Origin of the sequence: Mycolicibacterium novocastrense (assembly GCF_001499835.1) — a bacterium.
GTDB classification, from domain to species: domain Bacteria; phylum Actinomycetota; class Actinomycetes; order Mycobacteriales; family Mycobacteriaceae; genus Mycobacterium; species Mycobacterium novocastrense.
Window position 1 is genome coordinate 549,273 of the sequence record NZ_LQIH01000001.1, and the last position, 12,421, is coordinate 561,693.

Below are 12,421 nucleotides of genomic sequence, written 5' to 3' on the forward strand. Positions count from 1 at the left end.
CGCTCAGTGCGGCTGAACGCCCCCACAGAGGAGGGATCACACAATCCGGTGTCAGCTCGACCGCCGCTTGTAGAGTCCGCTCGCCTTCTTCGCGCGATACGCGTCGCGTGTGTCGTCATCGCAGCCTGCGTGTGCCTCAGCGTGGTCGGTGGTCTCGGTGCTGTCGCGATCGGGCTGGGAGGAACCCGCGTCGTCAGCGACACTCAGGTGCTCCCAGCCGACTTGACGGCGCTGACCATCGACACCGGAGATGTTCCGGTGAACATTCACCTTGTCGCCGACGCTGACGCGGCCACCCCCCGCATCGACATGCGCCTCGCCACGAGAAACGACGGTGTGCAACTAACGGTCGCGGATGAGGGGACCGACAGCCGTGTGTCGCTCGCAGACGGGGGCTATGGGTTCTTGGGCTTCAACGGCGCCGGAGATATCAATGTCGTTCTCCCGCCGAATGTTGCGAAACAGCTGAGCATAACCGTTAACCAGCAAGCCGGCTCGCTGTCAGCCGATGCCACTCTCGACCGTTTGGTCGTCAAGACCGAGCGAGGCGCCGTCACACTCGGCGGCTCAGCTCGCGAAATCGACGTTGAAGTCGGCCGCGGTGACATCAGCACCAGTAACGGGATCGCCGTCAGTGAATCATTTAGAGCAACAACCGAGGTCGGTAGCATCTCGGCTCAATTCCGACTGTCGCCCCGCAGCACGGAAGCGAATGCCGGAGGAGACGTGACGGTGCAGCTGCCCGGCCCTGAGCCGTACTGGGTACGCGCCGAATCTGATCGCGGAACCCTGGTGACCGTGCCGCAAACCCCCAATTCAGACGCCCCCACGGTGACAGCCCGCTCGGAGAACGGCAACGTCGAGGTCACCGAACTGCGTTGAGAGCCGACCGCCTCCGCCCTCCTGTTCGCACGGCCTCCCCCGATTGGGGCCGTCCGTCAGGCAAGATTGGCTACATGGCCAGTGGTACAGACAGTGGCGGAGCCTCACCCCGGGTTCTCGTGGTCGACGACGATCCCGATGTGCTGGCCTCGCTCGAGCGCGGCCTGCGGCTGTCCGGGTTCGACGTGGCCACCGCAGTCGACGGCGCGGAGGCGCTGCGCAGCGCCACCGAGACCCGACCGGACGCGATCGTCCTGGACATCAACATGCCCGTGCTCGACGGAGTCAGTGTGGTCACGGCGCTGCGCGCAATGGACAACGACGTACCGGTATGCGTGCTCTCCGCGCGCAGCTCGGTCGACGACCGTGTCGCCGGCCTGGAGGCCGGAGCTGACGACTACCTGGTCAAACCGTTCGTGCTGCAGGAACTGGTGGCCCGGGTGAAGGCGCTGCTGCGCAGGCGCGGGTCCACCGCGACCTTCTCCTCGGAAACCATCCAGGTCGGACCTCTGGAAGTCGACATCCCGGGCCGTCGCGCCCGCGTCAACGGCGTCGACGTCGACCTGACCAAACGCGAATTCGACCTACTCGCGGTGCTGGCCGAGCACAAGACCGCCGTGCTCTCGCGCGCACAGCTGCTCGAGCTCGTCTGGGGCTACGACTTCGCCGCGGACACCAACGTCGTCGACGTCTTCATCGGCTACCTGCGCCGCAAGCTCGAAGCGGGCGGCGCTCCCCGGCTCCTGCACACCGTTCGCGGAGTGGGGTTCGTCCTGCGGACGCAGTGATGTCTGTGCTCTCGCGGATCTTCCGCCGAACTCCCTCACTGCGCACCCGCGTCGCGCTGGCCACCGCGATCGGCGCGGCGATCGTCGTCGTCATCGTGGGAACGGTCGTCTGGGTCGGCATTACCAATGACCGCAAGGAGCGCCTCGACCGCCGGCTCGACGAGGCCGCCGGCTTCGCGATTCCGTTCCTGCCGCGGGGTCTGGACGAGATTCCGAAGTCACCGACCAACCAGGACGCGGTCATCACCGTGCACCGCGGTGACGAGGTGACGTCCAACTCCAATGTCGTCCTCCCCCAGCTCGAACCCGGATACGCCGACACCTACGTCGACGGCGTGCGCTACCGCGTGCGCACCGTCGACATCCCCTACTACCCCGGGCCGATGTCGGTGGCCGTCGGCGCCACCTACGACGCCACCATCGCCGACACCAACAACCTGCACCGACGGGTGATCATCATCTGCGTGTTCGCCGTCGGCGCCGCCTCGGTGTTCGGCTGGGTGCTGGCCGCGTTCGCGGTGCGCCCGCTCAAGAGCCTGGCGCAACAAACCCGTCAGATCGACGCCGGCGACGAGGACCCCGACGTCGAGGTGCGCGGCGCCACCGAGGCCGTCGAGATCGCCGAGGCGGTGAAGGGCCTGGTCGAACGCGTGTGGAAGGAACAGGACCGGACCAAGGCCGCGCTGGCCTCGGCGCGCGACTTCGCCTCGGTCTCCGCCCACGAACTGCGCACGCCGTTGACTGCGATGCGGACCAACCTCGAGGTGCTGTCCACCCTCGACCTGCCAGAGGACCAACGCAAAGAGGTGGTCAACGACGTGATCCGCACGCAGTCGCGCATCGAGGCGACACTCGGCGCGCTGGAACGGCTGGCGCAGGGTGAGCTGTCGACCGCCGACGACCACGTGCCCGTCGACATCACGGAGTTGCTGGACCGCGCCGCCCACGATGCGATGCGGGTCTACCCGGACCTGGAGGTGTCGTTGGTGCCTGCACCGACGGTGATCATCGTGGGCCTGCCCGCGGGTCTGCGGTTGGCGGTCGACAACGCGATCGCCAACGCGGTGAAACACGGCGGCGCGACGCGCGTTCAGCTATCGGCGGTCAGCTCACGAGCGGGCGTGGAGATCGCGATCGATGACGACGGCGTCGGCATCCCCGAGGAGGAGCGCTCGATCGTGTTCGAACGCTTCTCTCGCGGATCGACGGCGTCGGTTTCGGGCTCGGGGCTCGGCCTGGCACTGGTGGCGCAGCAGGCCGAACTGCACGGCGGCACAGTCTCTTTGGAGGAAAGCCCGCTCGGTGGCGCTCGACTGCTGCTGCGCCTGCCCGGCCATCAATGAGCTAGCGCGTAGCCAACAGGTCGATGACAAATATCAGCGTCTTGCCGGACAACCGATGCCCGCCGCCGGCGGGGCCGTAGGCCTGCTCCGGCGGGATGACGAGCTGTCGACGACCGCCCACCTTCATGCCCGGAATGCCGTCCTGCCAGCCCTGGATCAGTCCGCGCAGCGGAAACTCGATCGACTCGCCACGGTTCCACGAGCTGTCGAATTCCTCGCCGGTGTCATATTCCACGCCGACGTAGTGCACCTCGACATTGCCGCCCGGCACCGCTTCAGCTCCCTCGCCGACGACCAGGTCCGTGATCACCAACTCGGTGGGCGGAGGTCCGTCGGGGAATTCGATCTCGGGCTTCTGCCCTGAACTTGAAGTCACGCACTCACCGTAGTCGGGCAGACTGGTGCTGTGACCAAAGACCAAGACATTCTCGACCAGGTCAACATGCTGGTCGCCGAGGAGCAGGATCTGCGGGCCAAGCTTCAGAACCGCGAGATCGACGAGTCCGAGGAGCATCGTCGGCTCAAGGCCGTCGAGGTGCAGCTCGACCAGTGCTGGGATCTGTTGCGGCAGCGCCGGGCTCTTCGGGAGACCGGCGGCGACCCGCGCGAAGCCGAGGTGCGTCCGCCGGACGAGGTCGAGGGCTACCTCAACTGAGTTCGCGTTACGCCGCCGGGACCGCTCCGGCGGCGACATACGACGCCGTCGTCATCGGCGGTGGGCACAACGGCCTGGTCGCGGCCGCGTATCTGGCCAAGGCGGGTCGTCGGGTACGGGTGTTGGAACGCCTGGACCATGTCGGTGGCGCAGCGGTATCCGCGCACGCCTTTGAAGGAGTTGACGCCAGACTGTCGCGGTACTCCTACCTCGTCAGCCTGTTGCCCCGACGGATCATCGACGACCTCGGCGCGCGGGTGCGCTTGCAGCGCCGCCGCTACTCGTCATACACCCCCGATCCGGCGGCCGGCGGACGCACCGGACTGCTGATCGGCCCGACGTCGACGTTCGATGCGATCGACGCTGCCGACGACGGGCCGCGGTTCGCCGAGTTCTACCGCCGGTGTGGTGGCGTTGTCGAACGGCTGTGGCCGACGCTGCTGGAACCGTTGCGCCGCCGCAACGAGGCACGACGTCTCGTCGGTGACGAGGCCGCGTGGCGATCGATGGTCGACGAGCCGATCGGGCACGCGATCTCCTCCGCCGTCGACAACGACGTCGTGCGCGGTGTGATGGCCACCGACGCGTTGATCGGAACGTTCGCCCGCCTCGATGACCCGAGGCTGACTCAGAACGTCTGCTTCCTCTACCACCTGCTTGGCGGCGGAACCGGCGACTGGGACGTACCGATCGGCGGGATGGGCGCCGTCACCGGTGCGCTGGCTGCCGCCGCGACCGGCTATGGTGCCGAACTCACCTGCGGCACTGAGGTATACGCTCTCGACCCAGAGGGTGAAGTGCGGTACCACTGCGATGGCATCGACCACTCCGTACACGGGGAGGTGGTACTGGCCAACGTGACGCCCACGGTGTTGGCGGGCTTGCTGGGTGAGCAACCGCGGGAGTCGACGCCGGGCGCGCAAGTCAAGGTGAACCTGATGCTGCGGCGCCTACCGCGGTTGCGCGACCAGACCGTCACACCGGAGCAGGCATTCGGTGGGACGTTCCACATCAACGAGACATTCAGCCAGTTGGACTCGGCATATCTGCGCGCGGTCGACGGCGCGGTACCGGACCCGCTGCCGTGCGAGATCTACTGTCACTCGCTGACCGACCCTTCGATTCTGTCCGATGAACTGCGCGCCGCTGGTGCGCAGACGCTGACGGTCTTCGGTCTGCACACTCCTCACCACTTGGTGTCGTCAGGTGACCCCGATCGGATGCGGGACACATTGACATCGGCGGTACTCAATTCATTGAATTCCGTTCTGGCCGAACCCATTCACGACGTGCTGATGGAGGACTCGGCGGGCCGGCTGTGCATCGAGACGAAGACGACGGTCGACCTCGAACACTCGCTCGGTATGACCGGCGGGCACATTTTTCACGGTGGGCTGGCGTGGCCGTTCGCCGAGGACGACGAGCCACTCGGCACTCCGGCTCGACGGTGGGGTGTGGCGACCGCGCATGACCGAATCCTCCTGTGCGGGTCGGGATCACGTCGTGGTGGCGGAGTATCGGGGATCGGCGGCCACAATGCCGCGATGGCGGTGTTGGAGGACTAAGAGCGCATCTTGGTCACAATGCGACGAAGCGCCTCGAGATCAGCTTGGTCCAGATTCGCCATGGCTTTCGGCGCCGGGTCCTCGATCGCGTCGATCTTGGCCACCATGGCGCATCCCGCATCGGTGAGCGATACCCGCTTGCACCGGCGATTGGCCGGATCCACCTGACGCACCACCAACCCGCGCCCTTCCAGGTCGTTGACCGCGACGGTGGCGGCCGGCGCGTCGATGGTCGTCGCGTGCGCCAACTCCTTGACCGTCATCGGCCGTCGGCTCAACCGCAGCAAGATGCGCACCCTGCTGAACGGCAGACCGGACTGCTCGACGACCGCCCGCTTCCAGCTGTCGTGGTTCTCGATGACGAAGGCAGCCATCGCCCGCCACGCCTCGTCAGCCACTCGATTACCGGACATCGGCCGCCACCAAGGGTTCCAGCCGATCGGCCGACCGCAACGCCCTACCGGAGGTCGAGTAGAAGCCGAGGACGATGATCACCACCCCGAGCACAGCGCAGATCAGCCACAGCGGTCGGGCGGCCTGCGCGAAGCCGGGACCCGTCGCTGCCAGCGCGCCGCCCGCGACCGAACCACACAGCGCCACACCGATACTCACGCCGACCTGCCTGCTGGTCGACGCGATCGCCGACGCGGCGCCCGCCCGGTCGGTCGGCATGCCGCTGACCGCCGCGTTCGTCACCGGCGCATTCACCATCGAGAACCCGATACCGAAGACCGCGAAGATCACCAGCAGCTGCCACACCGGCGTCGTCGCCGACAGCTGAGCGAGCATGACCGTCGCCGCCGTGATCAGCGTCCCGGCGATCAACAGTGACGGCCGCGCCCCGAACCGCCCGACCATCCGGCCCGATAGCGGTGAAAACACCAGCGCGCCAACCGCTATCGGCAGATAGATCAACCCGGTGCGGAACGCCGAGAAGCCGCGCTCGTCCTGCAGATACAGCGACATCATGAACAGGAAGGCACCCCACGACGCGAACGCGCACACCGCGATCATCGTCGCCGATGCGAACGGGATACTCCGGAAGAACCTCAGATCGATGAACGGATCCCGCCGACGCGCCTCGTAAGCCAGGAAGCCGATGAAGGCGGCGACCGCGCCGACCGCCACGGCGACTGTACGAACGTCTGTCCACCCCATGACCGGGCCCTCGATGAGTACGAAGACGAGCCCGAACAGGAACGCCATGCCGAGGGCCTGTCCGACCGGATCGACATCGCGCATCGTCAGCGACTTGGATCTCGGAACGAAGATGACGGTCAGCAGGATGGCCAACGCGCAGATCGGCAGATTGATCCAGAACACCGCGCGCCAATTGATCCACTCGATGAGCACACCACCGACGATCGGCCCCGCGGCCATCGAGATGCCCACGACCCCGCCCCAGATGCCGATGGCCCGGGCTCGTTCCACCCGGCCGGTGAACACCTGCGTGATGATCGACATCGCGACCGGGTTCATCATCGAGCCACCGATCGCCTGCAGGAAGCGCGCGGCGATCAGCGTCTCGATGTTCGGCGCCAGGCTGCACAGCAGCGACGCGACCGCGAACACCGTCAGCCCGAGTTGGAATGTGCCTCGCCGACCGAACCGGTCGGCGGCCGCACCGGACAACAGCAGCAACGACGCCAGCACCAGCGTGTAGATGTCGATCACCCATTGCAGCTGGGACCCGGTGGCATCGAGGTCGGCGCGGATGTTGGGAATAGCGACGTTGACGATCGTCGCGTCCATCGACACGATCAGCAGGCTCAGGCAGCAGGTCACCAGGATGATGGCCTTGCGCCGAGCGCTCATTGACCGGACGACGGTTTCATTCACCCAACAACTGTGAAACTACAACTGTCGAGACGGCAAGCCGCTCAAGAGTGATTTGCGTCAGATTCAAAACCCGAGGAGCGACCCGGACCATCGCCGTCACGCTCTAGTCCTGACGGCCGGTTGCGAAGCACTTCTTTCAGGTTGGTGGACGGTAGGGTTGCGATGCCTAAGGACGGGCGGGATGCGCGCTAATCGAGCGAGTTGACGCGCAGTGGAGTCATCATGATTCTCGATGACCATCAAGGCAGTGACACATTCAGCGCGGTTTACTCTCACGCATCCCATCACGGACTGCCGTGGCCGGCGAACAAGTACGGCGTGGCCGGCAGGTGAATGCCCTACCCCACGGTGTTGACTCGGGCATGCGAGAAGAAGCGGTGATGGTGGCTTATACCCAGCCGTATTCGTACACGCCGAAGTCATCACTCGGCGCGGGCGATGGCATAGATGACTGACGTCGGTGGCGCATCAGCCTCCATAGGGCCAGTCGCACGTGGCAGCGTCGCCCGTGTTGGTACGTCGACAGCGTTGACGGTTATCTGCTCCTATGCGGTTTATTGCCTGGCGGCCCGCGACCTTTCCCCTGAACGGTTCGCGCTGTTCGGAGTGTTTTGGGGGGCGCTCGGTCTAGTCACCGGCGTGGCCTACGGTGTTCTTCCAGAAACGACCCGGGAGGTCCGTGGTGCACGATCCGTCGGATTGATCACGGGCCCACGGACCCACCCGCTGCGGACCGCCGCGCTGATCGGTGTCGTCGCGGCTGCAGTAATTGCTGGTAGTTCGCCGTTATGGGGGCCTCACGTATTCAGCGAAGAACGCTGGTTGTCGGTGGGGCTGGTGAGCGTCGGCATCGCCGGGTTCTGCGGACAAGCGGCCCTGTTGGGCGCGCTGGCGGGGTTTGACCGATGGTCGCAATATGGTGCATTGATGGTCGCCGATGCCGTCGTCCGGTTGAGTGTGGCTGCAGCGGCAGTGGTGATGGGATGGGGCCTCAGCGGTTTCTTGTGGGCGATAACGTCAGGAGCCGCGACTTGGCTCGTGTTTCTGATCGTTTCGCCTTCGGCGCGCGCTGTGGCGCGGCAGTTCACGCCCGGAAGCGTCGCCACATTCGTTCGTGGCGCCGCTCACTCGATTACCGCGGCGGGTGCCAGCGCGATGATGCTGATGGGTTTTCCGGTCCTACTCAAAGCGACCTCTGAGGAATTGGGCGCGGCGGGTGGAGTGCTCATTCTGGCGGTCACCTTGACACGGGCTCCGTTACTCCTTCCACTGAACGCGATGCAGGGCAACCTGATCGCTCATTTCGTCGATCAACGCAGCGAAGGGCTCCGATGTTTACTCCCACCGGCGCTTGTCATCACCGGGATTGGAGCCGTTGGAATACCAATGGCGGGGTTGGCGGGGCCTTGGCTGTTACGAGTCGGATTCGGGCCCGACTACTACGCCAGCGGCCAATTGATGGCCTGGCTGACGGCCGCGGCCGTGGTGATAGCATTTCTGTCGCTCACCGGTACTGCTGCGATTGCAGCATCGCTTCACCGGGCATATTCGATGGGTTGGGTAGGTGCCACGGTGGCGTCAACTTTCTTGTTATTGCTGCCGTTAGCGCTGGATACGCGCACCGTGATTGCGTTGATGTGTGGTCCGTTGGTAGGCATTGCCATTCATCTCGGCGCCTTGGCGCGCGCACTTGCTTGACCAACCGCGAAGGTGGTTCAGGGCTCACCTGCTTCGCGGAGCGCGCCCTGCGGTGCTCGCCTACGAGATCACGTTGTGCGCCGGCGTATCCGAAAGGTATTCGGAATCTGGGAAGTGACGGAAGCGGGTACGTAACATCTTCGTCGTGCTCCCAGACGTTGGATTCGCCCAGATCACGGTTGACCGAACCCCCCGTAGGTTGACCCCCCGAGTGACGCATTGGCCAGGCGCCGTCTGATGCCAGCCATGAGGACGCGCCCGAGGGCTCGCGCATGAGTCTATCGCTGGCTCTGAAGTTGCTCTTCAGGAGATTCGTTTGCCTGAAGCTCGGCAATTTGTGCCCATTTACGTCCGGGCGAATCTTCCTCTACAGGCTAATGGGCATTCAGATCGGTTCCGATGTCTACATGGGCTTCGACATCGAACTCGAGACGAACTTTCCTGATCTCGTCAGCATCGGCGATCACGTCACGATCTCCCACCGTTGCATCATCACCGCCCATATGGACAGCCCTTCGGACACCGCGGTGAAGCGCGTCGTTCCGATGGGAGCCAAGCCGGTCGTCATCGAGGACGGGGCGTGGATTTGCATCGGCGCGACCATCCTGCCCGGGGTCACAGTCGGCAAGAACGCGGTGGTTGGAGCAGGAGCTGTGGTGTCTCGAGACGTACCAGCCGGCACGATGGTCGGCGGCATTCCCGCGCGGCATATCAAGAAGCTGGACTCTTCGACAGAGCCTTGGCAATGATCAAGGTCGCGATCATCGGTTCTGGACACACCGGTATCGCCGTCGCAAAAGTGCTCGTGCAGCGGGGCGCTCGCCCCGTGATTCTCGACGTGGGAGAAACACTCGACCCCGAACGACAAGCCGTCGTCGAGCGAATGAGCACGCAGCGGAAATGGGAGTGGAGCGCCGAAGATCTCGCCGTGGTCACTTACAACCCGACCGTCTCGAAGGACAAAGTGCTCCGACTCGCTTTCGGGTCGGATTATCCCTATGCCGGATCTAGGGTGAACGCGCCGCTCGACGTGGTCGAGGACGGGCCGAGCCCCTCGATGGCTCGTGGTGGCTACAGCACGATCTGGGGCGCTTCCATGCTTCCCGCAGCATCGTGCGATATACAGGCATGGCCTTTCCGCGCAAGCGACTTGGCTCCGTACTACCAGAGCGTTCTGCAGGATTTGCCGTACTCCGCACTCGACGACCAACTGACGCGGGAGTTCCCGCTCTATCGACGCGATCCTGAACCGATTGCGCCTTCCCCCATCGTTGAAAATTTCCTGAGAACGCTCGATCGCTCGCGGCTCCTTCGTGAACGCGACGATGTGACCTTCGGGCAGGCGCGAATCGCGGTGCGTGCGACTGACACTCCTGACGCTCCCGGATGTGTCTATTGCGGACGCTGCCTTTCGGGATGTGTCTACGGTTCGATCTATTCGGCTGATCAAGACCTGGAAAAGATGGTCCGAGCCGGGCAAGTCGAGTACCGATCTGGCCGAACGGTACTCGAATTCTCCGAGCGCGAAGGCGAGGTCGACATCCTCTGCGAGACTAGCGACGGCCTCGAAAACGTCGTAGTGAACCGCCTTTTCGTAGCCGCAGGCGCACTCAACTCAACGCGCCTTGTTCTCGAGTCCAAGAAACTCTACGGTCGTCCTACGATCATGAAGACGACGCAAGGATTCGTCGTCCCCATGATCAATGTTCGAGGCGCGCCCTACGAGTGGCCGAACGCCAACACCCTCTCGGGGGCTTTTTTCGAGTTCAAGCTTCCCTCGGTATCAAACACTTGGATACACGCTCAGATCAGCCCGGCCAACGAACTCATTTTGGCCAAGTTGGGTTACAAGGCGACTGGGGGCCTTCTCGACGGAATCCGCAAGCTCGCACTCGGACGACTCCTCGTTGCGCTTTGCAATTTCCACTCCGATGTCACAGGGGCGTATGAGCTACGACTGCACCCGGCCCCCGCGGGCGGGCGAAGTATGCTTTCGGTGACACTTCGGCCTTCGATGCCCTTCGTGAGGACCATGAAAAAGGGATCGCGGCGGCTGACGCGGCTCCTATCCTCGGTCGGCGTTTTTCCGGTGGCCCCATTGATGTATGGCGATCCGCTGAAACCGGTTGGCTGGCATTTCGGCGGTACGCTACCTATGACGAAGAACCCGAGCGACGAGCTTCACACCGACCTACTCGGACGCCCGAAGGGATGGCAACGAATCCACGTCGTCGACAGCAGCGTCTTCCCGTCCGTGCCCGCAACGACCGTCGCACTGCTTGCGATGGCCAACGCGTCTCGCATCGCACAGACCGCCCCACTCGAAAGCTGAGGAGATCCCTTGGTCATTCCCCGAACGATCGTCTACCACCCAATATCTTTCGACGTTCGAAATTACTTTGCGTCGTTCCGCAACCGGGGCATCACCACGAGCGGGAAAGCCGAGAAGGTCGCTGAGTTCGAATCCGCTTTCGCCCGCTATGTTGGCGTGAGCAGCGCGCGCGCGTTTCCGTACGCACGTTCGGCGCTTTACTTCTCACTTCGGGCGCAGAACTTCGAACCGGGTTCTGAAATCATCATGCCACCCATCACGATCAAGCCCATGATGGATGTCGTCATCAACCTCGGATTGAAACCCGTTTTCGTCGATATCGAGCTAGACACACTCTGCTTTGATCCTGATGAACTCAAGAAAGCGATTTCCCCCAAGACCCGGGCAATCCTCATTACATATCTGTTCGGCGTTGTTCCGAATATTGATTTGCTCGTTGGCCTCTGCCACGAACACAATCTGTTCGTCGTCGAGGACTTCTCACATGCGCTGAACGCCACGTGGAACGGTAAGAAGCTCGGAACATTCGGAAATGTCGGCATTTACTCCTGTTCGAAGACGAAGACACTCGACACCTATGGTGGCGGACTCGCAGTGACGAACGACCCGGTGCTCGCTGAGCAGCTTGAGGAACTACAGGCTTCGTTGAAACCGACGCCACCTGCGCGTCTCCGGACGAAGATCACAGACGCCCTCATCACGAACCTCGCGACGCGTCGTCCAATCTTCACGGCCGCAGTGGCCCCCATGCTGGCTGTGGTGGGAAAGTTCAGCCCGGAGAAGGCGCAGGCGCTCACCGGGGCGCGGCTTAACCTCAAAGCCGACAGTGTGCTGCCTGAGGAATACTTCGAGCAATACACATCCGCTCAGGCACAGGTCGGCTTGGCGATGTTGGACAAGGTCGAGAAGGAAGACGCTAAGCGAATCGCCAATGTCGAAGCGCTTCGCCGGCCTCTCATCGACCTCGGTGAACCTTGCGCGCGAATCGAAAAGCAGGGCCGGAGCGTCTATTGGCAATTTGTGGTGTTTGCCGACGACCCTGAGCGTTTCCGCAAGGCGCTTGCACGCCGCGGAATCGACACCGGCACGACCAACCTTTCGCTTATCTGTGGTTTGGGGATTTATCCGGAATACGAGAAGTGGTGTCCCAACGCCGAGCGTGTCAAGACCAACGCCATGTACATCCCCGTATATCCGCGGCTAGGTGAGTCGTCCTTGAACCACGTCATCGACGCCATCCCTTATGCCCTCACGCGCTCGAGTTGAGCCGGAACAATGACGTGAGATCTGGAAGTGTGCGGAGCGACAGCTCATAACGG

The 12,421-nt window shown here is 63.6% G+C and carries 12 protein-coding genes; 9 read left to right on the plus strand and 3 right to left on the minus strand.

All coding sequences use genetic code 11. The features are described 5' to 3' along the window. Positions 1-129 precede the first annotated feature (129 nt). The 3 genes from AU072_RS02530 (at position 130) to AU072_RS02540 (ending at position 3,013) form a co-directional block, all read left to right on the plus strand. Positions 130-882 (plus strand): DUF4097 family beta strand repeat-containing protein, encoded by a 753-nt coding sequence (locus AU072_RS02530; RefSeq protein ID WP_133147260.1) that lies wholly within the window; start codon positions 130-132, stop codon positions 880-882. Between the two features lie 74 nt (positions 883-956). Continuing rightward, entirely contained in the window at positions 957-1,670 is a 714-nt protein-coding gene (gene prrA, locus AU072_RS02535) for a two-component system response regulator PrrA (protein ID WP_064396416.1), read from the plus strand. Further along, positions 1,670-3,013 carry a HAMP domain-containing sensor histidine kinase gene (locus AU072_RS02540; protein WP_064412248.1) on the plus strand — a complete coding sequence of 448 codons (1,344 nt, stop codon included), beginning with the start codon at positions 1,670-1,672 and terminating at the stop codon, positions 3,011-3,013. The genes prrA and AU072_RS02540 overlap by 1 nt, the downstream gene beginning before the upstream one ends. 1 nt (position 3,014) lies before the next feature. Here AU072_RS02540 and AU072_RS02545 read toward each other — a convergent pair whose 3' ends face one another. After that, positions 3,015-3,389: an FKBP-type peptidyl-prolyl cis-trans isomerase gene (locus tag AU072_RS02545; protein WP_064412249.1), complete on the minus strand. Its 375-nt coding sequence runs from the start codon at positions 3,387-3,389 to the stop codon at positions 3,015-3,017. A 30-nt stretch (positions 3,390-3,419) separates the two neighbouring features. Here AU072_RS02545 and AU072_RS02550 point away from each other — a divergent pair, with 30 nt between their 5' ends. Continuing rightward, a complete protein-coding gene (locus AU072_RS02550; protein ID WP_064412250.1) occupies positions 3,420-3,668 on the plus strand; it encodes a DUF2630 family protein in 249 nt (82 codons plus the stop codon). Then, positions 3,665-5,233 carry a phytoene desaturase family protein gene (locus AU072_RS02555; protein WP_082680723.1) on the plus strand — a complete coding sequence of 523 codons (1,569 nt, stop codon included), beginning with the start codon at positions 3,665-3,667 and terminating at the stop codon, positions 5,231-5,233. Before AU072_RS02550 ends, AU072_RS02555 begins: the two co-directional genes overlap by 4 nt. Here AU072_RS02555 and AU072_RS02560 read toward each other — a convergent pair. Next, the gene (locus tag AU072_RS02560; RefSeq protein ID WP_064412251.1) at positions 5,230-5,646 is read right to left on the minus strand and encodes a MarR family winged helix-turn-helix transcriptional regulator; all 417 of its coding nucleotides are present in this window, start codon (positions 5,644-5,646) and stop codon (positions 5,230-5,232) included. The genes AU072_RS02555 and AU072_RS02560 overlap by 4 nt on opposite strands. Continuing rightward, the gene (locus AU072_RS02565; protein ID WP_064412252.1) at positions 5,636-7,048 is read right to left on the minus strand and encodes an MFS transporter; all 1,413 of its coding nucleotides are present in this window, start codon (positions 7,046-7,048) and stop codon (positions 5,636-5,638) included. The genes AU072_RS02560 and AU072_RS02565 overlap by 11 nt, the downstream gene beginning before the upstream one ends. Before the next feature lie 471 nt (positions 7,049-7,519). On the opposite strand from AU072_RS02565, the gene AU072_RS02570 reads away from it, so the two are divergent. The 4 genes from AU072_RS02570 to AU072_RS02585 all read left to right on the plus strand — a co-directional run bounded on the left by AU072_RS02570 (position 7,520) and on the right by AU072_RS02585 (position 12,368). Next, the gene (locus tag AU072_RS02570; protein WP_064412253.1) at positions 7,520-8,770 is read left to right on the plus strand and encodes a polysaccharide biosynthesis protein; all 1,251 of its coding nucleotides are present in this window, start codon (positions 7,520-7,522) and stop codon (positions 8,768-8,770) included. 377 nt (positions 8,771-9,147) lie between these two features. Next, positions 9,148-9,519, plus strand: coding sequence for an acyltransferase (locus AU072_RS02575; RefSeq protein ID WP_064412254.1), 372 nt, complete (start codon positions 9,148-9,150; stop codon positions 9,517-9,519). Continuing rightward, positions 9,516-11,102 (plus strand): GMC oxidoreductase, encoded by a 1,587-nt coding sequence (locus AU072_RS02580; RefSeq protein WP_064412255.1) that lies wholly within the window; start codon positions 9,516-9,518, stop codon positions 11,100-11,102. The genes AU072_RS02575 and AU072_RS02580 overlap by 4 nt, the downstream gene beginning before the upstream one ends. A 9-nt stretch (positions 11,103-11,111) precedes the next feature. Then, entirely contained in the window at positions 11,112-12,368 is a 1,257-nt protein-coding gene (locus AU072_RS02585; RefSeq protein WP_064412256.1) for a DegT/DnrJ/EryC1/StrS family aminotransferase, read from the plus strand. Positions 12,369-12,421 lie beyond the last annotated feature (53 nt).